The following is a 21095-nucleotide window of genomic DNA, read 5'->3' as shown; positions in this document are numbered from 1 at the left end:
GGAGGAGTGGCCTATTGAATTCAGATAAATTATTTTATTTTGAAGAAATGAAAGCGATACTCAAGGAACTAAAAACTGCCAATAAACAAGGCTATCAAACATATGAAGACCAGAAGGTAAACGAGAGCGTTATTAAAATTTTTTTAGACAGCATGGAAAAAAGGTTTGTGCGGGGGACCGGGCGTAAACCAGAGTTGCTCTGGCATTTGATGCGCGTCCATATGCAGGCCGATGCTACTCTTTTTACCGTTTGTGATTTGATGATTGATAATCCTAAGCAAAATGGTGTGGAACTTTGGGGACTTACTTGCGTTGATTTGGCAAAAGAGCTTTGTAATGATTCTGAGAATCGTTATCAACAAATTCTTAAGGCTGCATTTGTAAACGGTAATCTTGGGGTTGAACAAATTGCGGTTCAGGTGTGGTTACAAAATAAGCATTATCTGGTTAGAAAATTAAAAAGATAAGAAGGTAATCATTATGAATGTCTATCCAGTAGAAGGTACACATGGAAATTGGAAAGCAAAGACTGAGCATGTTTTTGATTTAAATGATCATGTTAGTTTTCCAAAGCAGATTATTGCGGGACATTTGGTTAATCCAGCAGGTGATGGAATTGTTATTGGACATCATGCACTTAGTGAAGATGATCCAACGATTGTTGATGAGATTCACACCAAAAAAGGAAATATTCGAGTTTTTAATCGAGACTGCAAACTATTCAAAAAAGAGGCCGATATTGATTCCTAATGATGGTTAAAGCAGACGGCAGATTTTGTGGCGAAATTTACGCACTATTTAAAAAAAGAGAACCTAGACGATCCAGTATGATTTAGCAAGCTACGCTAATCTAAGGGATCTTGTTGAAAATAAAGAAAAATATAGAATGATTGATAACAATAGTGAAAGACCAATAGTTACTTTAAAACAATTGACAGAGAACAAATAGTATTTTTTAAAGAAAAGAGTGATTAAGTGCTGAAATATATTATTATGAATGCCATTACGAAAGATCCATTAAAAAATGAGTTTGATCAAATTATTGAATTTACGAGTCGAGCTAATGCTAGCAGATGGTTAAAACAGGAATTTCCAACGCTGGTTAAAACCAATAATCACCGTTTTAAATTCGGCCTTAGACCGCCCATTACAGTGCTGCACGATCCGGTCAAAATTGTGAGAGTAACAAAATAAAAAGAGGTTAGTTATGAAAATAAAACAATTATTTACGGAACATTTTAAATTTGTAGTTATTGGATTAGTAATTTTATTCTCGCTTATTGACTTAATGGTATTTGCGATTGTAAAACATCAGCGAGCGGTAGTTTGGCAACAAACACCAAATGTTTCACAATTGTCGAAGGCTTCAACGATGAAATCTGGTAAATATGTAGTGCTGTTTTATCAACGTGGATGTGTTTATTGTCAGAAGGCCATGCCAACGATTCAGAAAGAAAAGAAATTAGCTGCAAAGCATCACGTTAAATATTTACAGGTTAATACCAGATCAAAATTGGGACGTGAGTTAACTGGTGATTACACGATCGAAAGTACACCTACTTTTTTACTGATCAATAAAGAAAAAGGTAAGAAAGTTCAAATTGCCCCGGTTTCTATCACGTACGATAAGAAAAAACAAAATAAAAAAATCAATCCAAAAAATATTGGTGTGAAAACAAAAACGATTAAGTCAGCTATGAAAGGTGATTGGAGTTGGATGAACAACTATTAAACGCCAGAGGTGAAATTTATGTTATTAGTAAAAGGCAAATTTTTAAAAACTGATGGTTTAACAAACTTGGCGTATAGTTTTGAAGTTCCGATTGATCTACCACATGATCAGATTACACTTTTTAGCCCAGGAATAATTTGCTTGGTAGAAATACCCAATCTTGAATTCGTCAGTGCTATCAAAGTTGATACAGGATCGTTATTATCGTGCCAAAAAAAAAGCGATTCACCTGATTCACCTGTTGGCAAAATTTTGTGGGTTTTATCCGCCGATAATAGTGATCAAATTATTCAAGATTTGGCCAATGAACAACAGAAAACAAAATAAGATTTTAAGAAGGGTGGAGGTTTTAATCAAACAACTTCAAGACAGTTCTTTTTTTAAAAAATTAAAAAATAAGTATAGTCGTTTTCAGGATTGGCATGATGAACACGTTTCAGTAATCAGAATATTGACCGTAATTAGTTGTGTTGCAATTATGGGATTATTGTTGCTTGGAACCAAATTTGCTCCCGTGCCACTCCAAGTTAATGTGACCGGAGTTAATAAGACGTTAGATTACGAAAATGAAAGTGGCTCAATTAAATTACTGAGTAAAATGTATAACCCTAAAGAAAATATCATGGTTCTTAGCATTCAAACAACCCGGCAATTGGATGCAGGCAGTACAGTACCGATTCCACAAAATCAGTTGAAATTTAAATTACAAACATATAATCCTGAAAAGGCAACTATGCAAATTATTCCAACAACTTCTGACAAATTCACTTTGGTTGTGCGTCATTTGACACCGAAGTATAGAGCTTTAAAAGTGAAGGTAATCAACAATACTCCAACATCGACTCCATACGTTGATGGAGATGATAGTGATACACCAGCACAAAAAAGAGCCTATAAAAAAGCTGGAAAAACAGTTACTTTGCGAGTGGTTACTAATAAAAAAATGATTAATAGTTCGATTCGTGATAGTGGACGTAAGACGTTTGCTATTCAAACAACAAAACGCGAAATTGACCATCAACAAAATTTAATCACAAGTAACAAAAAGAAAATTATCGCCGCTAAGAAGTTAATTTCAATTGATAAAAATAATATTGCAGCGAAAAAATCTGATGATCAATATAATACAACGGGTGAGAAAAAATCCACTCAAGATACTCTTGATAATTTGCAAAGTGACATCGCTTCTCAAAACGCGACGATCAAAACAAACCAGGATGCTATAAAAATTCATAATCAGAAAATTGAATTGCTACAACAACAGATAGCAGATGTTCAAAGTGGCGTTTACAAATTACCTGGTGAAATTCAAAGTACTCAGAATCAAAACTTCGCTAAATAAGTAGGTGATTGAATGAGTAAGATTTTTAAATTGGTGCAACAAAAAATCACAGAAAAATGTGGCTTGGGTTCGGCACTTATGGCTAATTTAGTGTTTGTTTTGGTGATTATTTTGCTTGAAATTATAGGCAGCCTTTGTTATACAGGCTTTGAATATACAACTGTTGACGGCTGCTGGGGTATCTAATGTTTTTGAACTTGATAAAAGTACCATCCTCAAAATTGGAACTATTTTATTATCCAACAAAGGGTTACTTGAATATTGGTTTCTCGCACAAATCGGTATTTTTTTTATGTTAATGCTTTTAATTTTTATAACAATTAGAACTTGGTTTAACGCTTTGAGTGTGGGTAGTAAAGAAATCAATATTGCCAAATGTGATATAGATTATTTAAAGACAGACAACTTGAATAATCAAACGAGTGAACATTTGGACCGAATGAAATTTTTAAGTCAGAAACATTCAATTCGAAAAAAGAAAGAAGTGCATTAAGTGTTGAACATTTTTTTGTAGAATTGCGTTAAGAACTATCCTGAGTCAATTCAGGGTAGTTCTTTTCTAAAAGTGGGAAGAACAAATTGCTTGTGTAAGAATTGAGGTATGCAAATAGGGTGCAAAAAGGTATGCAAACAGGGGGCACCCGCGAAAATTTGTGGGACTCTGGAAACGCCGACACTGTCGGCTCCACTGCGTAGCTGTGGACTGTTTCCCTTATGCTCTTTCTTCAAGATTGAAGAAAAGGACCCGTAAGTACTTGCGGGAAAGTAGTTGATGGCGAATTTGCAGTTGGTTCTGGTGAATTAGTTTTAAAAAAGGAGGATTTTTTAAACATCATGATCGAAAAAAGTGAAATAAGAGTTCGCAATGTTGATATAAACGTAAAGCAAAAATTAAATGAGATGGCAAAAAAAGAAGGTTATCAAAACTTAAGTCAATTTATTTATGATTTATTAGATGACTTTGTTGATGATCAACAGATGGAGAGCGCGAAAAATGTAATGGCGCCAATTTTAAATGAAGTTATTAAGAAATTAAATTTAGCGACTGAAAATCAAACAAGAATTATTGAACAGAATGCAAATATTCAATCAGCTTTAACAGACATGTTTGAGTTTTTTGGAATGGGTGGTAGCGATGACTGATAGATTAACAATCAAATTGACTGAGGAAAATCAAGAGAGGTTTAGCGCGATTGAAGCTTATGCAAAATTAAACGGAATGGAATTTGGGAGAACTCCGGCCCATCTTTCGAGAAATAAAATTCTGAACTTAGTTATTGAAAACTTTTATGAGTTATTTTTAAAATCTGAAAATGATTCACAACATAATTATCGGAAACAGCTTGTTAAGTATTTACGTGTGCGAGATCGCAAGTTAGATCCCAATACACAAAAGTTGAATCGATTAGATCTTATAACGACTCAGAATTTATATATGGTGTTGGAATTGTATCGAGCTTTGGTTCTTGACCAAGATAAAATTGATAAGATGGAAAGCATGTTCGTTAAGAATTCGCCAGAGTTCAAGATGGTAAAACTTCTAACCAATCAAATTGTTCAGGATAAAAATCGAAATTTCAATCTTAAAAATAAAAGTAGGAGCGACCAAATGAAATGAGAACACAAGAACAAATTCTAGCGAATTATACAAAAATTACTCGTGTAGAGGAGCTTTTAAGTGATCTAGAAAAATATGACACAGTAAATGAACATTGGTATGAAGAAGTAGGTGAAGATGTGAATGGAAAATTTTTAAAGTATGCCTCCGAACTGCACGATGGTCATGGTAATTTATTTGATCAAAACAGAATCCATCAAATTCGTATGCAGCGTAAAACGCTGTTGGAAATTCGAAAAATGATTGGCTTTAATGAATATCATCCTCATGAGCAACGAGATAGAATTGTAAGTCTGTTTGGAATTTATAGACGATTTGGAGAGTCATATGAAAAAATTGCGGAATTGACTAATCGAAAGATTTCCTATTTCAGGTCTGCATATTTTAAACAGAGTGACTACCCTTCTTCAGTTCAGTTTACAAAAGAAAATTTAGTCGATTTGAACGAAAAATTAAAATTAGCATTTATATAAAAATTGGAGTGGTGCTGAACGGCCAAAAAGAAATCAAGTTATGTTTTTAAAGAAGATGTTCGTAATGATGCCGAAGTTATTTTAACTATGAAGTTTACAAAACCTGGAGCAGGATTTAGTGGATTTGTTGATTACACGCAGCGCGATGGCGCAGTTGATGTTGAAAATGATTATGATCTAAGTGATGAAACTAGTTTTGAAGAAAAAAAAGAGTATGCAGGCTATGTTGATTATATGAAAAGGAATAAGGCAACAAAACTTGAAAGTCAGTTAACTAATCAAGAATTGCTACCTACGTTCACGGCAACCAAATTAAATATTACTAAAAATGATGAAAATGGACTACGTAAAAAGTTAAGTGAAGCCGAAAAACAAGATCATTTACTTTTCGAAGGCGTGATTAGTTTTCGAACCGATTTGATGATCAAACAAAAAGTATACGATCCAATTACTGGGCATGTTGATCAAAAAAAAATTAAAAAAGCTCTGCAAAGTTCTATGCCTGAATTTCTTAAGAAAAATAATTTAGAAAATGCGACCTGGTGGGGTGATATTCATCTTAATACAGATCATTTGCACATTCACTTTGGAATTGCTGAAGATAAAAAATCTGTTCGACCACGTGTAAGAAATGGAGAAGAAAAGGGAATGTTGAATGAAACCAGCATGCGTCAATTACGAGGCCGGGTTTATCGAAATTTAATACAATCCGATCAACAGGCAGTCATTGAAAAAGTACAGGATCATCAAGGAATGCTTCGGAAAAGAGTCAAAGAGTCTTCCAAATTAAATACACATAAGTTGTTAGACGATGAGTTGCTTATTAAAGCTTTTCAGAATTTACCAGATAAGAAATATCGATTTAGTTCAAATGCTAAAGGCTTGAAGAAATCAAAACAATATTTGAACGAGTATATAAATAATACACTGATTCAAAATTCGGAATATCAAGAGTGGGCTAAGGGACTTCGCTCTGAACGCAAGAGGTATAAAAAAATATATGGTGAAAATAATCAAGATTATGAAGCCAATCAAATCAAAACTTTAAAAAAACAAGTTGGCAATGAATTATTGAAAAATTTGTATGATATCTCACCAGAAGATTTAGAGACGACACAATTAGACACTGCTAACAAAACAACAGTGGCACAAGATAATTTTGCAATTGAGTTGTTAAAACGTCAAATTGCAGATTTGAAAAAATCTCCTAATGCTAATAAAGAGAAATTAGGAAAATTACGCTATGAACTGGGGGCTCGAAGAGGTAAACTTCGAAAGAAAAATATTCAAATTGCGGATAAATCAATATTAAGCAATATGGATTTACTTAATTTGGCCGTTGATAACAAGTCCGTTAGTAAAGACGATGAACTACTGGTTGTTAAAAGCAACGAATTCTCTGAATTATTAAAGTTACACCAGTTTGAGTTACAACCTAATTATAAATTATCCGCCAAGGAGAAAAATAAGAAACGAGAATTGCAACGACTGTTTGTAGATCCTATCGAGATACCTATCAATTCCAGATTGTTAATGGAAGCAGATTTGTACGTTAGTAAAATTAATCGAGAAATTAAAGCACTTCGAAAAACGAGAATACAACCAGCGATACTTCAAGAAATATATGGTGAAACTAGTAAAGGTAAAATTGAACGAGGTCTTGACCTAGAATTGCAAAGTTGGTTGTTGAAACGGAAGATTGCTACCAACAATCAAGATATCAAAAATAAAGCAAATAAAAAAATGAATCTAAAACATAAAAATGGATTGCTTTTTTCTGAGTTGAAAGACTTATATAAGCGTATTGGTGTTGACAATAAAAAAATCTCACAGGAAAACAACCAAAAACTTAGACAGATTGAAAAGAGATATCTTGCTAAACTCCCTAAACGAAAAAAATCGAGACCAGGAAATGAGTCCTTGAGGTCTCTGAGCAACATTTCGCAGGCTGCAACAAGTGACAGAGTACGGGCACTCTCCAAACATGAACAACTTGAAGAGGCTGAGGAACAAGATATTGAGCGTGAGGAGCAAGAACGATAAGATAATTATTTTTCTAATTCTTGGTTGAATTTTTTAATTAAGTTAAATTAATGTTGTGGGATAGTGTAATGGCAACATAGCAGGTTCATTCCCTGGATATCTCGGTTCGACTCCGGGTCCCGCAATAGTAACTTAACAAGAGAAATAGAAATTTTGAAGAAGGCTTTTGCCTTCTATTTTTTTGTGCTTTTTTTTGTATTAAATATGTTCTTTTGGGTAGGTTTTTAACGCCCAGAAAGGATGACAAATTTAATGACAGAAAAGACAGTTGCTGAAAACTATGAAAAGGAGGTCAGAGAGAGACTTATTAACGGTACTAAATTCTATCATGGCAGTGATCAGAAGTTTACAAAGTTTGAACTGAGAAACTACGGCAAGAACGGAGTAGCCGGTGGTCGCGGAATTTACATTACTAGCAGTAGGAAATTTGCGGATCAATATACGGGTAAAAATGATAAAACTGGTTATCTTTATCAGGTTAGTTTTAAACCTGGACGAGAGCTTTCTGCAAAAAAATTAACGCTAACAAAAAAGGAAGTTAGCCGGTATGTCACTATTTTGGATCGCAAATATAATTACCTAGAAAATTGGGGAGACGTGGAATTTGAAGGCCGTCAAACAGTTAAGAACGAAGCTGTTTCTGAACTGATGGAAGGCAATTCTAATGATGTTGATCTGTATAACGAGGTGATTAATGAAGTTGGTGGTCAGCCAGAGGCACTTCACGCATTACGACAAGTTGATCACTTCACACATTCCATTGTTCCTCATGATGAGTCGCGTTCTGACTACGATGAGGTTGTGGTGTTAAATCCGAATGATCTTAAAATCCGGAAAATGGAAACTAGAGCTCCCAAACAAAATTTAACACGAGATTTGAAGGCTGGTATCCAGGGTATTGGCGGTATTAGCCTAAAAACTAATTTAACAAGATAAGGAGGTTTCAAATGGAAGTACAACTAGCAGATAAAGAAATTAGACAATTGGATAACTACACATTATATGCAGCATATCAAACTTTTTCAGCATATATGCGAAAACGGGACGATGACTATGCTGCTACTAAATATGTGGAACTACTGGTTAACGCCCCTTATGATCCTCGTAGTCCGGAATTTGTGAATTTACGTCAAACATTAGATACGACTATAGAAAGGCAAACTGATCCACAATTACTTGATACTTTGAAGACTGAACTGGATAACAGAATTAAAAATGTTCAAATTAGTCATGAGGACATTAACACAGAACAGCTTATTCACCTTGCTAACGATTATCCGGAGCTAACAGGTAACGATATGCGTGCGTTAAAGGGACAGAAAGGAAGAGATGATAAAATGCTAGAAGAACAGCAACAGAATCAACAAATACCAAGCAAATCGTCAACAGACTTAAAGGAAGCATATGCCCAGGCTAAGACTAATCAGCAGCAGGCATTCAGCAGTGTTGATAAATTGCGAGACTACACACAAATGATCGGTTCTTACCCGCAGACTGACAAACAGCATTACGATTTGGGTCAGGCAAATGTGTTAGCTGCACAGGGATTAAGTGGCAAACAAATTATAACCAGTTCAGCCTTAGAAAAAAACTATATCTCTTACAAAGGTAAAAAACAGGTTGGTGCCGTCAACGTCACACACAAAGATGAAAATGATAAATTCACTGAACATGTTGAACCTGTATTTGACTTAAGTGATTTTGATAAAAAGGCTCGCGCAAAGATGGCAACTGCCACGATTGGTGATTACAAACGATATTCGTATGAAGAGAAGAAAGCTGCTAAAGATGCTTTCTATAACCAAGACGGTAATCACCGAAGCTTTAAAGCAACAGGAGATCCTAAAAAAGATTTACAAGTTGCTAAAAATCGAACTGCTGACTATTTCGCCAATATTCAACTCGGGCTTTGGAAAAAAACGACTAAACCCAATTATGACAAGTTGAACTTTGATCCGTCAAAGTTGGATGTGAAGGATCAGTTTAAGTTTATGAATGATGCTTTTAAGTCATCAAGGGTCGTTACCAGTGGTGTTCAGAAGCAAATTGATGGCGTACACCAGGAGCGTGCAAAAGAACGTGCGGAGAATGTAAGAAAGCAACGGCAAAATCAACCCAATGTTGGAGTTGAAAAATCTGGATCACCCAGAGTAAGCCGAGTTGGTTTAGACCAATCAAATGCAGGAGTTCAACGATAATGAGTAGTTAAGAAGCCTTATCCAGAAATGGATAAGGTTTCTTTAAAAGAAAGGAAGATGCTGATCACAGCTAAAAATACAAATGAAATTTTGGATTTTATGGATTATACCGGAATTAAATATGACCATGATCGTACCGAAGCGTGGCCGGTAGAACACGACTCGCTTAAAATTGCATTAAGACCAGGTAAAGAGTATTACAATTGGTATTCGAAAGGTACATGGGGCCACTTGTATGATTTTGTGCAAGAATATAATGATTCGACCTTTACACCAGCTAAGAACCGGCGAGAAGCTACAAAGCTGATAAAGCAATTTCGTAAAGAACGTGGCGTAGGAAAGATTCGCAGTTTGGACGTAGCCAAGGATCGTCAATTTGATCCAAAAGAACTTGTCAAATCACCAGATACTACGCGTTTGATGAAATATTTACATGGTAAGCGCCGTTTGGATTCTGGAATTTTGAATAAACTGATTCAGGCCGGAAAATTAACTGAAACGGTTAGCAAGTACAATAAAGAAGGTAAAGAATATATTTTTCATAACGCAGCCTTTTTATGGCGTGACCATACCGGTAAGCTGGTAGGAGCAGATATTCAGGGTACTAATCTGAACAATAACCATCAAGGTAAACATGATAACATCAAGCTAATTCAAACTGGTTCCAAGCATGATTTTGGATGGAACTTCAAATCAGGCGATAAAAAGAACACTGATAAATTGGTAGTTACAGAAGCTCCGATCGATACCATCAGTTACTATCAATTATTCCGTCGTGATATTGGTTTAGTAGGGCAAGATGTTGCTTACACATCACTTTCTGGAGCCAGCACTAAAATTGAAGGTGTAGGGGCAATGACCAAGGATTTAGTTGAGAGTAACGGTAATTTATTAAAAGAACTGCATTTTGCTGTTGATAACGATAAAGCAGGGCGCCGATTCATCAAGAAATGGACAGATGCGGGGCTACATGACAGTAAAGATCTGCGCGTGTTTATTGATATCCCCAAGAATGGCCATAAAGATTGGAATGAAGAATTAGTGGCCGGTGATCATGGGAAAAAGCAATTAACAATCGATGAGTTTGCCAAACTTCAGGAAAAACCACAAAAGGTACAGATCAATGAGCATCCAAGAACCATCGAACGGCCACAACCATTGGAGCGTAAACAAACTATCTATCGATAAGAGAACTGTTGTTTTTATTAATGTTGGATTTGCTTTCTAACGTTTTTATAACGATATTTGGCTATTTTACAACTAAATTGTGGTATAATACAGTTGTAGAGGTGATATTATGGATTATACATTACAGCAATATTTAAAAGTGGAAAATGTACCAATGATACAGGTTAGCAAAAAGTTGAGAATGCCAACAAGTACTTTTCAAGCACGAGCTAAAAAGGCATTAGGTAAAGTATCGTTAGAAGAGATTCAAGCAATTGCTGAAATTAAGAATAATGATATCAAAGAGGTCGTAGCTAAGATGGTTGATTTAACAGATAATGAGGATATGTTGGAAACAAGTTTACACGATTTGACTATTTTAGGGGTGAAATTTCCGGATGCCAAAAGCTATTGGGACGTTAGAAACGTTTTGACTAGTAGTATTTGGGAGGGTGGCAACGTTACTAGAGATCAAGTGACAGACTTACGTGATAATGCCCACATGTCTTCTGAAGAACACTTCCAGTATTTGGTAAAAAAAATGCATCTTAATAAGTAAGCGAAGGTGAAGCTATGAATTTTTCAGACACCTTATATTCCAACGGAACCAAAAGAAATAAACTTGGCATTAAAGATAAACAAATTTTAAAAGAGCTAGAGTATCAAGAGGCACAATTTCAAGGAATCAAGATTCTAAAAGATAATCCTGAAATACAGAGTTTGAATGATCTTAAAAAAATTCATAAACAATTGTTTGAAAATGTTTATGACTGGGCAGGAGAGTTTCGCACATATGATATGCAAAAAAATGGACACACTTTCCAGCCGTATGAAACTTTTCCTGAGGGCATGAATTTTTTAAATAATATGATTAAGCATATTAATCACAAGCAGTATGTGAATAAACATTATTTGGCAGTTGATTTGGGCGGTCTATTATCTGATTTGAATGAATTACATCCTTTTCGAGAGGGTAACGGTAGGAGCCAAAGAATCTTTATGCAGTTGTTGTCTCAACAGAAGGGATATAGATTACATCTGGGCAAAGATAGAAAAGCGTACCAGATGTATTTGTCGGCGGCTGTTCATGATGATCGTCAGGAGATGCAACATGCGGTGGAAAAGTCAATGACGCCAATTGTACCAAATGGTGAGAACAGGTCGTTGGATAATTTTATTGGATTAAAACACCATAGAGGACCAATACGGTAATTAAAGAATTAGTTATAATATAAGAAATAAAGGACACCGATCAGTTGGTCGGTGTCCTTTTTCTATATCTTTGCCAGCTAATTGCTTTTGTATATTTTGAAATTATGAAAAATAAAATATAGAAAGTGTGTGGTGAAATGAAAGTTTTATTGGCTGAAAAACCAGATCAAGCGGAGAAATATGCACGAAGTTTTGAGAACGCTAAGAAACAAAAAGGAGTATGGATAGTCAATGATTCACAACTTGGCGAGATCCATATTGTGAATGCGCTGGGACACTTGTTCGAATTGAATGAACCAGAAACTTACAATCAAAAATGGAAACAATGGAATATGGCAGATTTACCAATTATCCCTCAAGAATTTGTCTGGCATTTGGACACAAAAAAAGCACGTGCATTCAAGACGATCAAACAAGAAGTTGAAAAAGCTGATGGAGTGATTATTGGGACAGATGCAGATCGTGAAGGCGAAAATATTGCCTATTCAATTTTAAGCCATATTCCAAATGGTACTTCTAAAATTATCAAAAGATTGTGGATTAATTCTTTGACGAAAAAGGGTATCAATGATGCTTTTCAAAAATTAAGGAATGCTTCTGAAACCAAAAATTATTATTACGAAGCTCGGGCACGACAGAAATCAGATTGGTTAGTTGGTATGACTATGAGTCGTTTGACTACCATTCAATTGCAGACTCATGGATTCGACATAAAGGGTGGATATCCTGTTGGCCGAGCACAAACGGCAACTGTTGCTTATATTGTTAACAATGATACGTTGATTAAAAATTTTAAGAAACATAAATTCTATGAATTGGAGCTTACTGACAATAATGGTATTGTCTATCAAAACAGTGAACAGAAATTTAAATCATTTGATGAAGCCCAAAAGGCTTTAAGCAGTCTATCTGCTAATTCATTGGTCAAGAGTTTTGAAGAAAAAAAGGACCAACATAAATCAGCACCAAAACTAATGGCTTTAGCACAAATCAGTAAGGTGGCCGCCAATCGTTGGGGATATTCGGCTAAACAAACTTTAAAAATAGTACAAAGTCTATATGATGTCCAAGGTGTTGAAGATGGCTATATATCATATCCACGAACGCATTGTCGAATGATCACAGAAAATGAGTTTAAATATTTAAGTGAAAATGTTAACCAGTATCAAAATTTATTGAACTTTCATTTTAGCGTTAAAAATCCGCAACCACGAAAAAAGTACGTTGATGGGACTAAAGTTAAGGAACATTATGCCTTAATTCCAACGGCTGCTTTACCCATACTGGATAAATTAAACGAACCGCAAAGAAATATCTATGAAACGATTGTGAAACACACTCTGCTCATGTTTGCTGGTGATGAAATTTCAAATCAAAGAAAAATCACTTTGCAAAATCAAGGATATGAGTTTGTAGCTACTGATAAAAAGATTGTCGATCCGGGTTTTATGGCCTTAGTAAAAGAGTCTGTTTCGAAGTCACGTAAGAATGATTTTCCCGAATATGAGGTTGATCAACAAGTGATGACTACTGGAAAAATAGTAGAGAAAGAAACAAAACCAGTAAATCGCGTGACTGAAGCAAACTTGTCTGATCCAATTCTTCCAAAATTAGGTATAGGCACTCCAGCTACTCGCGCAGACATGATCGAATTGATTAAAAAGCATGGATATGTGATTAAAAATAAGAAAGGTGAACTGCTTCCAACGGTCAAGGCATATGTGCTTTGCCAATATTTGGAAGGAACTATGTTTACTAAGCCAGAGCTAACTGCTGGTTGGGAAAAATATTTGGCAAAAATTGGCGAAGGCAAAGGAACGGAAAATAAGTTTGTTGGTGAAACTGAAAACCTAATTACTAAGTTAGTTCAAGAACTTCCGCAACGATCACTTCACATTACCGCAATGGAAAAGCAAAAAGTGGTTACGCCTACTAGAGATGTTCTGAGCAATATGGGTGAATGCCCTAAGTGTCATAAGGGACACATTCAAGAAATTAACGGGAATAGCCAGAATGGGAAATATCATGGCTATTTTTGTGACAATGAAAAATGTAAATTTGGAGTTCCTGGAACTTGGGGTGGTACGACTGTTTCTAAAGAAATGGTTACTCAGTTATTAGAAAATGGTAAAACCTCAGTTTTAAAATTTAAAAGTAAAAAAGGAACACCTTATCAGGCTAGTCTGGGTTTAGATAAATCATTCAAAGTTATTATGAATTTTGTGAATAAGAAATGAGGTATTTAGATGGATAACGATAAAAGTAATTTAAAAGTGGTTGAGGAAGTTGTGACTGATCCAGAAAAATTGACCAAGAAAATAAAAATCCCAGAGTTTACGGTGGCGGAGGAACCGGAAGCAGTAGTACCAAAACCCAATTTAGAAATTGACCGAAAAAAAGCACATGTAAATGAATTTGATTTCAAAGATAACGACGTTAGTGCTGCTAAAACCATAATACCTGAGGAAACTTTTGAGGAAAATTTCGACGCCAATGAATCAGATTCTGATACTAATGACGATCCATTTTCCTCCGAAAGTGCTGATCCAACTATGAAAGAGGAACAAGAAGGAGCTGATGATGACGATGGAGACTTCTGAACAAACTCAAACGCCATTGTTGGATCAATATACAACTGATTTGACGGACAAAGTAATGATGGCACCAGACGAATATCAAGCAATTGGACGAGGACAACAAATAAAGGATCTTATTCATTCATTGACGAGAAAAACAAAAAATAGTCCTTTACTCATTGGTGAGGCAGGAGTTGGAAAAACGGCAACGGTCGAGGGGCTAGCTAAAGAAATCTGGTTAAATAATGTTCCAGATCGTTTACTGAACCACCACATTCTAGTACTAGAAATGGCTTCAATTAATAGTGATTCAAGTGGGACCTTTTCTGAAAAATTTAATGGCCTAATTCAAGAACTAAAAAAAACTAAGGGCCGTAATATCATGTTTATTGATGAGATTCACGAAATTGTCAATACAGGAGCGTCTAGTAGTGGCAGTGCCTTGGATGCTGGCAATATTCTTAAGCCTGCTTTAGCACGTGGCGAAATTTCAATCATTGGTTGTACGACAATTGACGAGTTTCACAAATATCTTGAACAGGATCGTGCTTTGCAGCGACGATTCCAAGTAATTGAATTACCAGAACCAACTACAGATGAAGCAATTCAAATTATTTCGGGAATTAAAAAAAATTACGAAAAGTTCCATGGGGTAAAGTATACAGATCGTGCAATCAAAGAAACAGTCTTGTTGTCAAAACGATATATTACAGATCGTTTTTTACCTGATAAGGCCATTGATTTGTTGGATGAGGCTGGTTCTATTGCTGAAAACAAGTCGGATAAAACAATTAGAGCAAGAGAAATTGCTGAAGTTTTGAAAGAATGGACTGGGATTCCGGTCACCACTATTCTTAAAGATGAAGCAACTCGGTTACTTAATATAGAGAAAAAATTAAGTGACCGTGTAAAAGGTCAAGCACAGGCAGTACACGAAGTGGCCGATGCGGTGACTATTGCCAGCGCTGGTTTGCAGGATGTGTCTAAACCGATCGCTTCATTTTTGTTCCTAGGGACGACTGGGGTTGGTAAAACAGAAATGGCAAAAGCTCTAACGGAGGCAATGTTTGATCGTGAGGATAATTACATTCGGTTAGATATGTCTGAGTTTTCCGGTAAAGATGCGGTAGAGAAGCTGATCGGTAAAGGTGATCACAAGGGGGTGCTTACTGAAGCTGTCAAACATCAGCCATATGCAGTGGTACTATTTGATGAATTGGAGAAGGCAATACCGGAAGTTTGGAATTTACTACTGCAAATTCTCGATGATGGAAGATTAACTTCTGGAGATAACACCAAACGTTTGATTGATTTTAAAAATACAATCATTATTATGACTACTAATGTTGGTTCTGAGTTTATTAAAGATATTAAGGATTTTAAAGGCACAGAAGAAGCTAAGAATAAAGATCGTCAATTCCAGAAAAATGTGAATGCAGAATTGGTTACTGCTTTCCGGCGTCCAGAGTTTATTAACCGAATCGATCATATAATTGTATTTAATGTGTTGGACAAGCCAGTCATACGAGTAATTGCTCGTAAACGACTCGCCGAACTACGGCAGAAGTTGAACAATCAAGGATATGAATTACGTTACCAGGATGAAGATAAGCAAGACAGCAGAGTAATTGATTATTTGGCTGATATTGGGACTGACGTAGACAATGGCGCTCGACCTCTAGCTAGAGCAATTTATAATGTGATCACGGCACCCATTGCCCATATTGTTTTGCGATTTGATCGATCTAACCCGCGAAACTTTCACACATTTTTTATTGATATCAAAGGTAAATCGGCTGATGAAATTGAAAACAGTTTGGTGGATGAGCGTAAAGTTATTTTCCATGCTCGTCCTTAAATATTGCTTCTGTACTTTAATGCGTTATAATTAAAAATGTAAAGCATAAAAATACAGAGGTGAGAAAGATTAATCAAAGAATAGAGACATTGCTAAAAAAGTTTGATGGAATTTTTACAACGAAGCAGGCCAATGATTTTGGTGTAAAGAATAGTTCTTTAAAATATTATGTAAAAAAGAAACAATTGGATCAGCCAATGAGGGGGATTTTTTCAGATCCTGATCAACTTGAAGATCCTTATCTCTTATGGCAACGTAAATTGCCAAAGGGAGTTTTTGGAGGCGAAACGGGTTTGTATTTGTATGGGTTGACTACCAATACGCCTTATAAATTTCATATGTATTTTAAGCAAGGATATCATTTTAACATTCAGTTCTATGATCAAATTATTCCACATTATGTTGCAAGTGAAAAGTTTAATCATAATGTTATTTGGCACAACACGCCAAGTGGAAATTCTGTGAAGATTTATGAACCTGAAAGATGTTTAGTGGATATTTGGAGAGGTGGAGCTAGTCGGTACACTGCCCTGGAAACTCTTAAAGAGTATCTCAATTCTGATTTGATCAATTTGGAAAAGATGAATGAATTAATGACAGAATATGGTGGTAAAAAAGCAGTATTGGAGTTACAAGCAGCAATGGAGGCATTATACGGAGAATGACACCTAATAAATTTAAAGATTGGTCAAAGAAAAGAGCCAAAGAGACTCAGACACCAATTACCATTGTTCAGAGAGATTATATTTTGGATGAAGTCTTAAAAAGAATAGCCAATTCAGAATATCGAAATAATCTAGTATTTAAAGGTGGATTTTATGTGCAGTCCTTATTAGGCACAAACTCTAGGACAACTGAAGATCTTGATACTACTTTGATTCATAAGAAGAACAGTGAAAAAGAAGTGATGAGCTTTATTCAAAACACGTTATCTGGAACTAGTGAAGAAGGAATTATTTTCTCGGATTTTAAAATAGATGACACTCGTGAAGAAGCAGAATATCCTGGATTTAGAATACGAGGAGGTGCCTTTATTGGAAAAACCAGAATTCCATTTAAAATGGATATTACTACTGGGGATGCAATCGTGCCTTCTCCAATCGTACATGAACATAAGTTAATGTTTGATAATCGTAGTCTGAAAATATTGGCATATCCTATAGAGCAAGTGATAGCGGAAAAGTTACAAACTATTTTAAGTAGAAGTGAAAATAATAGTAGGTCAAAAGATTTTTATGATATAACTTTGATTCAAAAAAAAATGAAGATCGATTATAAGAGCTTATTCGTTGCATTTCAGGCCACTTGTAAAAAAAGAAATACTAATTTTACATCTAAACAAATTATGACAAGATTAGAAAGGATTAAACATAGCCCGCGTGTTAATAAATATTGGCAACAGTATGTGAGCAAGCCTGAGAATCATTATGCAAAAGATCTGTCTTTTTCGGATGTAATGGACGCTACAAATAAGTTATTTACTGAAATGAATTTAAACAACAAACGTCCAGATTCATCATTAGAAAAAGGGGTTAGTAGATTGCATTTTGATCCTCTAAATCAGAGTAAAAGGCGATGAACGTTTAATTTAGGAGAATGATGAAAATATGAATATTGATCAACAACTAAAAAAGGCTGAAGAAAAAGTAGCTGCATTAAAAGAAAAAAAGAATAGTTTGAAAAATAAAAATTACGAAAAGATTGGGGAGGCAGTGTGTAAAACATTTGGATTAGAACCTTTAAATCTTAAAGAAAGTTTGACACAAATTAAGCGAATTAACGAGTCGAATGAGGACAAGAATCAAAGCACTGAAAACTAGTTTCTAAAACTTGGTGATCAGAACCCTATTAAATAAATTAAGAACGATTAATAGTGATGTACTATTGATAAATTTAATTGATAGGGGGAATCGCGAATCACAAATTTTGGGATGGTTTTTTTAAGCACTTTTATTAGTAAGACCGCAGAACTGCAATCTGGTGCGTTGCTAGCTAGTAATCCATTAAGTAACTTTGCAACACTATTTAAGGGCTGGGACGGACCAGGCAAGTTGCTAGTTTCTGCTGCCGCTGGATTGATGGTAATAATCTGGTCTGCTGCACATTCAACCGGTGGTGAAGGTGCAAAACGTAAGGCCAAAGACGGTTGGCTTGCCGCTGGTACTGCGGTATTAGTTGCATATGCAGCCGTTTCGGTACTATCTTTCTTAAGTGCACAAAGCACTAAGAGTTTCTAGTTGCATTTACGAGAGCTTCAATCTTGATGATTGAAGCTTTTTCTTTACCTAATTTTCTATAAGTTTGTGAACTCACAGCAATTGAATATTTTGAGAAGGTAAATTTCAGTCAAAAAAATAAGGAGTGAACGTAGAATGAAACTTTTCGATAAGTTTAAGAAAAATAAAGATGTTTTTCCTGACGAACTAATAGTTCTTCAAATCGATAATTTAGAAAACGTAAGTAGCAGCACACTGCAAGATGCAGAAAAAATATTGGCCGATAAAAATGAGCTTAGTATTCAAGAAACACTACCAAAACTAGATTTGATGCAGGCCAATATTTTGTTCCAAAGAATTTATGAATTACAGGTAGCACCAAAAGTAACTTCATTTGTTATCCCAGAAGTCGTGGTTCATCGAATGGATAATTCTGATGAATTTACGATCCACAATTTTACAATTGGCGTTGACTATCAAAATTTGACCAAAATCATTATTGATGCTTTGTTTAATGAGCACGAATTAGAAAATACGGAATATAAAGATAAGGTTGAATTCGCACGTTTTTTACAAAATGCCTATGAGCAAAAATTGGGTGTGGACGATCAATCAGTTGCACAAATTCCTAGTGAATTTGAGGTGGGAAAAGGGAAAGTGTCGACCTCAGTACCCTCATTGAGTTTAGGAAAGGGATTGAATCTAGGCACAGATAAAAATGGTACTCAAAAAGGAGCTTCAAAACTTCCCAAGTCTCCATTTGTAAAAAAGACAAGTGAAAAAAATTCAAGAACAAAAAATATCATTACTAAAAAAGATGGCAATCCTACATCGAGTGTTTCGCGTGAAATGATACATGCTAACGAAGCAAAAGGTAATATTGTCACACTTGGGCAAGATGTTAATAATCAAGTTGAAAATAATTATCAGATTGCTTTTCCTAAATTTACAACATCTGATATGGAATCTGTTTCTCCAGAAAACGATCAATATGTTGCTTACCGTCAGAATCAAAAAAAGATTGAGTTTAATCAATTCTTGATTAAAAAAGAAAAACACCTTAATGCGAACCTCAAACGAGAGATCTTGGTGTTGCGTCAACATCAACAAAACTATTTAAATGAGCAGTTGGCTGAATTTATTAAAAAAAATGATGGTCGCAACCAAGTCCATGATCAAGTTTTGACCAAAATGAAAACGGTCAGGAAACAAATGCTAAAAGACAAGCAAAGCGACCTTGACAGTGAACGTGATAAAAAAATTACGGCAGAAAATAAGCGACATAACGATATTTTGACCCAAATTAAAACTAGTGCAGAACAAAATATGGCTGCGGCTGAAAAATCTATAACGACGGATATTGCCAATAAGACCAATACGGAAATCGATGCAGAAATTAATAAACAGACAGAAGCATTGGAGAAATCACAAAAGAGCTTTGCCGCCGATTTGGAAAAAGCACAAGAAACCGATGTTGAAGATTTGGCGCTTTCTGGACAGACAAAGGGAACAAATTATGGTGGTGAATTATTTAAAAAACTATCAGATTCTTTAGATAGTTTTACGACTCAGTTAGTTAATGAACATAGCAATGCTAACGAATCATTAGCCGCTAAACGACGTGCAGAGAATAATGGAAAAGATATTGATGCTAAATTCAAGGAAAATAGCGCGTTGAGTGAAGAGAACCGGCAGTTACGTGCAAAAGATGCGACCACGATTACTGAATTAGCTCGTTTGAAGAGCGAAAATGCTGAACTCAAGGCCAATGATCATAGTGCTGACATTTCCAAATTACTTTTGGCTTCACAGCAAAGCAGTGCACAAAAATCCCCTGAACAAGAACAAATGGCGAGTCTACTTCAGTTGGCTATTGCTAAGCAAATTGGGTCAGCCTCTGAAAAAAACGCGGAAGAAAAATCTGATCATGGCAAGAACAAAGGATTAAAAAATTGGTTAATTGGTGGGCTTGCCGGTCTTGTATTACTAGTGGGCGGCGGAACTGGGATCATTGTGCATAATAACGATCAAAATAATATCCGTATGGCGAAGATTGAGGCTAACCAGTCAAGTGAACATTCTCGAAATAATCAATTACAAAGTAAAATTAAAACGGAATCTTCAAAACGAACGGACGCGGAGGCTACTGCTTCTGCTTCAGAACAAAAATACGAAAAACAAAGTGAAGATTTAACAAAGGCCAACAAACAGATTCAAAAACTCGAGAAATCTGCCAAGAAGACCAATTCTTCAAGCAGTGAACAGAACGGAGGTTCCAGTGATGCCAATTAAAATATTAAAAGAAGAGCAGCAATTTGAACATGATCTTGAGAAGCTATATCTACAGCTGTCATCAAAACAAAAGTTGTATGTTAATTCATACTGGAGCCAGCAAAAAGCGATGAGAAACTTGTGGCAGATTAAACTTCATCCAAAAATTCAAAATACGAGTAATTTAGATGAAGCTCTTACTTTCCATACTTTGTTGGAGAAAAATTCTCAAAAGAGATGGCGTGAATTGTCGAATAAAGAGCAAGAAGATATGAACGTTCAAACATTAACCGGCATGATTGATCCTATTCAAGGTAATAGCTTAATCCTGATGGGAAAAGTACTTACTCGAAATTATCAAGAAGTCAAAATATAAATCAAAAATAGAT

The 21095-nt window shown here is 35.4% G+C and carries 26 protein-coding genes and 1 tRNA gene; all 27 read left to right on the top strand.

Annotated elements, in window-relative coordinates:
- The first annotated feature begins 14 nt into the window (after window positions 1–14).
- Window positions 15–467, top strand: coding sequence for a hypothetical protein (locus PI20285_RS05860; RefSeq protein WP_057773660.1), 453 nt, complete (start codon window positions 15–17; stop codon window positions 465–467).
- 13 nt (window positions 468–480) lie between these two features.
- Window positions 481–750: a hypothetical protein gene (locus PI20285_RS05855; protein ID WP_057773662.1), complete on the top strand. Its 270-nt coding sequence runs from the start codon at window positions 481–483 to the stop codon at window positions 748–750.
- 225 nt (window positions 751–975) lie between these two features.
- Window positions 976–1194 carry a hypothetical protein gene (locus PI20285_RS05850; RefSeq protein ID WP_057773664.1) on the top strand — a complete coding sequence of 73 codons (219 nt, stop codon included), beginning with the start codon at window positions 976–978 and terminating at the stop codon, window positions 1192–1194.
- Between the two features lie 13 nt (window positions 1195–1207).
- On the top strand, window positions 1208–1732 hold the full coding sequence (locus PI20285_RS05845) for a thioredoxin domain-containing protein (RefSeq protein WP_057773666.1): 525 nt from the start codon (window positions 1208–1210) through the stop codon (window positions 1730–1732).
- 18 nt (window positions 1733–1750) lie between these two features.
- Window positions 1751–2059 carry a hypothetical protein gene (locus tag PI20285_RS05840; protein WP_057773668.1) on the top strand — a complete coding sequence of 103 codons (309 nt, stop codon included), beginning with the start codon at window positions 1751–1753 and terminating at the stop codon, window positions 2057–2059.
- Window positions 2037–3074: a hypothetical protein gene (locus PI20285_RS05835; protein ID WP_144010366.1), complete on the top strand. Its 1038-nt coding sequence runs from the start codon at window positions 2037–2039 to the stop codon at window positions 3072–3074. The genes PI20285_RS05840 and PI20285_RS05835 overlap by 23 nt, the downstream gene beginning before the upstream one ends.
- A gap of 12 nt (window positions 3075–3086) precedes the next feature.
- Window positions 3087–3260, top strand: coding sequence for a hypothetical protein (locus PI20285_RS11615; RefSeq protein ID WP_156406519.1), 174 nt, complete (start codon window positions 3087–3089; stop codon window positions 3258–3260).
- Window positions 3238–3567, top strand: coding sequence for a hypothetical protein (locus PI20285_RS05830; RefSeq protein ID WP_057773672.1), 330 nt, complete (start codon window positions 3238–3240; stop codon window positions 3565–3567). The genes PI20285_RS11615 and PI20285_RS05830 overlap by 23 nt, the downstream gene beginning before the upstream one ends.
- A 341-nt stretch (window positions 3568–3908) precedes the next feature.
- Window positions 3909–4217, top strand: coding sequence for a hypothetical protein (locus PI20285_RS05825; protein ID WP_057773674.1), 309 nt, complete (start codon window positions 3909–3911; stop codon window positions 4215–4217).
- Window positions 4210–4692, top strand: a complete 483-nt coding sequence (locus tag PI20285_RS05820) for a hypothetical protein (protein WP_057773676.1) — start codon at window positions 4210–4212, stop codon at window positions 4690–4692. The genes PI20285_RS05825 and PI20285_RS05820 overlap by 8 nt, the downstream gene beginning before the upstream one ends.
- Window positions 4689–5165: a hypothetical protein gene (locus PI20285_RS05815; RefSeq protein WP_057773678.1), complete on the top strand. Its 477-nt coding sequence runs from the start codon at window positions 4689–4691 to the stop codon at window positions 5163–5165. The genes PI20285_RS05820 and PI20285_RS05815 overlap by 4 nt, the downstream gene beginning before the upstream one ends.
- Before the next feature lie 78 nt (window positions 5166–5243).
- Window positions 5244–7208 (top strand): MobP2 family relaxase, encoded by a 1965-nt coding sequence (gene mobP2 / locus PI20285_RS05810; protein WP_269084005.1) that lies wholly within the window; start codon window positions 5244–5246, stop codon window positions 7206–7208.
- Between the two features lie 54 nt (window positions 7209–7262).
- Window positions 7263–7333: transfer RNA gene (locus PI20285_RS05805), tRNA-Met, on the top strand.
- 127 nt (window positions 7334–7460) lie between these two features.
- Entirely contained in the window at window positions 7461–8144 is a 684-nt protein-coding gene (locus tag PI20285_RS05800; protein ID WP_057773684.1) for an ADP-ribosyltransferase-containing protein, read from the top strand.
- A gap of 11 nt (window positions 8145–8155) precedes the next feature.
- On the top strand, window positions 8156–9406 hold the full coding sequence (locus PI20285_RS05795) for a hypothetical protein (RefSeq protein ID WP_057773686.1): 1251 nt from the start codon (window positions 8156–8158) through the stop codon (window positions 9404–9406).
- Window positions 9407–9433: 27 nt separating this feature from the next.
- Window positions 9434–10594, top strand: coding sequence for a toprim domain-containing protein (locus PI20285_RS05790; protein WP_057773688.1), 1161 nt, complete (start codon window positions 9434–9436; stop codon window positions 10592–10594).
- 109 nt (window positions 10595–10703) lie between these two features.
- Window positions 10704–11132: a hypothetical protein gene (locus PI20285_RS05785; protein WP_057773690.1), complete on the top strand. Its 429-nt coding sequence runs from the start codon at window positions 10704–10706 to the stop codon at window positions 11130–11132.
- Between the two features lie 14 nt (window positions 11133–11146).
- A complete protein-coding gene (locus PI20285_RS05780; protein ID WP_057773692.1) occupies window positions 11147–11785 on the top strand; it encodes a Fic/DOC family protein in 639 nt (212 codons plus the stop codon).
- A gap of 137 nt (window positions 11786–11922) precedes the next feature.
- Complete coding sequence (locus PI20285_RS05775) at window positions 11923–14022, top strand: type IA DNA topoisomerase (RefSeq protein ID WP_057773694.1); 2100 nt, start codon at window positions 11923–11925, stop codon at window positions 14020–14022.
- A 9-nt stretch (window positions 14023–14031) separates the two neighbouring features.
- Window positions 14032–14385, top strand: a complete 354-nt coding sequence (locus tag PI20285_RS05770; protein ID WP_057773696.1) for a hypothetical protein — start codon at window positions 14032–14034, stop codon at window positions 14383–14385.
- Window positions 14363–16219, top strand: a complete 1857-nt coding sequence (locus PI20285_RS05765) for an AAA family ATPase (RefSeq protein WP_236698830.1) — start codon at window positions 14363–14365, stop codon at window positions 16217–16219. Before PI20285_RS05770 ends, PI20285_RS05765 begins: the two co-directional genes overlap by 23 nt.
- A gap of 59 nt (window positions 16220–16278) precedes the next feature.
- Window positions 16279–16884: a type IV toxin-antitoxin system AbiEi family antitoxin domain-containing protein gene (locus PI20285_RS05760; protein WP_158694977.1), complete on the top strand. Its 606-nt coding sequence runs from the start codon at window positions 16279–16281 to the stop codon at window positions 16882–16884.
- Window positions 16881–17798, top strand: a complete 918-nt coding sequence (locus PI20285_RS05755) for a nucleotidyl transferase AbiEii/AbiGii toxin family protein (protein ID WP_057773702.1) — start codon at window positions 16881–16883, stop codon at window positions 17796–17798. The genes PI20285_RS05760 and PI20285_RS05755 overlap by 4 nt, the downstream gene beginning before the upstream one ends.
- A 28-nt stretch (window positions 17799–17826) precedes the next feature.
- On the top strand, window positions 17827–18039 hold the full coding sequence (locus PI20285_RS05750; protein WP_057773704.1) for a hypothetical protein: 213 nt from the start codon (window positions 17827–17829) through the stop codon (window positions 18037–18039).
- A gap of 111 nt (window positions 18040–18150) precedes the next feature.
- Window positions 18151–18456, top strand: coding sequence for a hypothetical protein (locus tag PI20285_RS05745; RefSeq protein WP_057773706.1), 306 nt, complete (start codon window positions 18151–18153; stop codon window positions 18454–18456).
- Window positions 18457–18591: 135 nt separating this feature from the next.
- Window positions 18592–20727, top strand: coding sequence for a coiled-coil domain-containing protein (locus PI20285_RS05740; RefSeq protein ID WP_057773707.1), 2136 nt, complete (start codon window positions 18592–18594; stop codon window positions 20725–20727).
- Complete coding sequence (locus PI20285_RS05735) at window positions 20717–21082, top strand: hypothetical protein (RefSeq protein ID WP_057773709.1); 366 nt, start codon at window positions 20717–20719, stop codon at window positions 21080–21082. Before PI20285_RS05740 ends, PI20285_RS05735 begins: the two co-directional genes overlap by 11 nt.
- Window positions 21083–21095: the final 13 nt, after the last annotated feature.

This window comes from Pediococcus inopinatus (genome assembly GCF_002982135.1).
GTDB classification, from domain to species: Bacteria; Bacillota; Bacilli; order Lactobacillales; family Lactobacillaceae; genus Pediococcus; species Pediococcus inopinatus.
This window is presented reverse-complemented; position numbering and strand designations above follow the sequence as displayed.

Coding starts and splice junctions, on each gene's coding strand:
- PI20285_RS05855 (WP_057773662.1), top strand. CDS start 481: ATGAATGTCTATCCAGTAGAAGGTACACATGGAAATTGGAAAGCAAAG.
- PI20285_RS05845 (WP_057773666.1), top strand. CDS start 1,208: ATGAAAATAAAACAATTATTTACGGAACATTTTAAATTTGTAGTTATT.
- PI20285_RS05840 (WP_057773668.1), top strand. CDS start 1,751: ATGTTATTAGTAAAAGGCAAATTTTTAAAAACTGATGGTTTAACAAAC.
- PI20285_RS05835 (WP_144010366.1), top strand. CDS start 2,037: ATGAACAACAGAAAACAAAATAAGATTTTAAGAAGGGTGGAGGTTTTA.
- PI20285_RS11615 (WP_156406519.1), top strand. CDS start 3,087: ATGAGTAAGATTTTTAAATTGGTGCAACAAAAAATCACAGAAAAATGT.
- PI20285_RS05825 (WP_057773674.1), top strand. CDS start 3,909: ATGATCGAAAAAAGTGAAATAAGAGTTCGCAATGTTGATATAAACGTA.
- PI20285_RS05820 (WP_057773676.1), top strand. CDS start 4,210: ATGACTGATAGATTAACAATCAAATTGACTGAGGAAAATCAAGAGAGG.
- PI20285_RS05815 (WP_057773678.1), top strand. CDS start 4,689: ATGAGAACACAAGAACAAATTCTAGCGAATTATACAAAAATTACTCGT.
- PI20285_RS05800 (WP_057773684.1), top strand. CDS start 7,461: ATGACAGAAAAGACAGTTGCTGAAAACTATGAAAAGGAGGTCAGAGAG.
- PI20285_RS05795 (WP_057773686.1), top strand. CDS start 8,156: ATGGAAGTACAACTAGCAGATAAAGAAATTAGACAATTGGATAACTAC.
- PI20285_RS05790 (WP_057773688.1), top strand. CDS start 9,434: ATGGATAAGGTTTCTTTAAAAGAAAGGAAGATGCTGATCACAGCTAAA.
- PI20285_RS05785 (WP_057773690.1), top strand. CDS start 10,704: ATGGATTATACATTACAGCAATATTTAAAAGTGGAAAATGTACCAATG.
- PI20285_RS05780 (WP_057773692.1), top strand. CDS start 11,147: ATGAATTTTTCAGACACCTTATATTCCAACGGAACCAAAAGAAATAAA.
- PI20285_RS05775 (WP_057773694.1), top strand. CDS start 11,923: ATGAAAGTTTTATTGGCTGAAAAACCAGATCAAGCGGAGAAATATGCA.
- PI20285_RS05770 (WP_057773696.1), top strand. CDS start 14,032: ATGGATAACGATAAAAGTAATTTAAAAGTGGTTGAGGAAGTTGTGACT.
- PI20285_RS05765 (WP_236698830.1), top strand. CDS start 14,363: ATGATGACGATGGAGACTTCTGAACAAACTCAAACGCCATTGTTGGAT.
- PI20285_RS05755 (WP_057773702.1), top strand. CDS start 16,881: ATGACACCTAATAAATTTAAAGATTGGTCAAAGAAAAGAGCCAAAGAG.
- PI20285_RS05750 (WP_057773704.1), top strand. CDS start 17,827: ATGAATATTGATCAACAACTAAAAAAGGCTGAAGAAAAAGTAGCTGCA.
- PI20285_RS05745 (WP_057773706.1), top strand. CDS start 18,151: ATGGTTTTTTTAAGCACTTTTATTAGTAAGACCGCAGAACTGCAATCT.
- PI20285_RS05740 (WP_057773707.1), top strand. CDS start 18,592: ATGAAACTTTTCGATAAGTTTAAGAAAAATAAAGATGTTTTTCCTGAC.
- PI20285_RS05735 (WP_057773709.1), top strand. CDS start 20,717: ATGCCAATTAAAATATTAAAAGAAGAGCAGCAATTTGAACATGATCTT.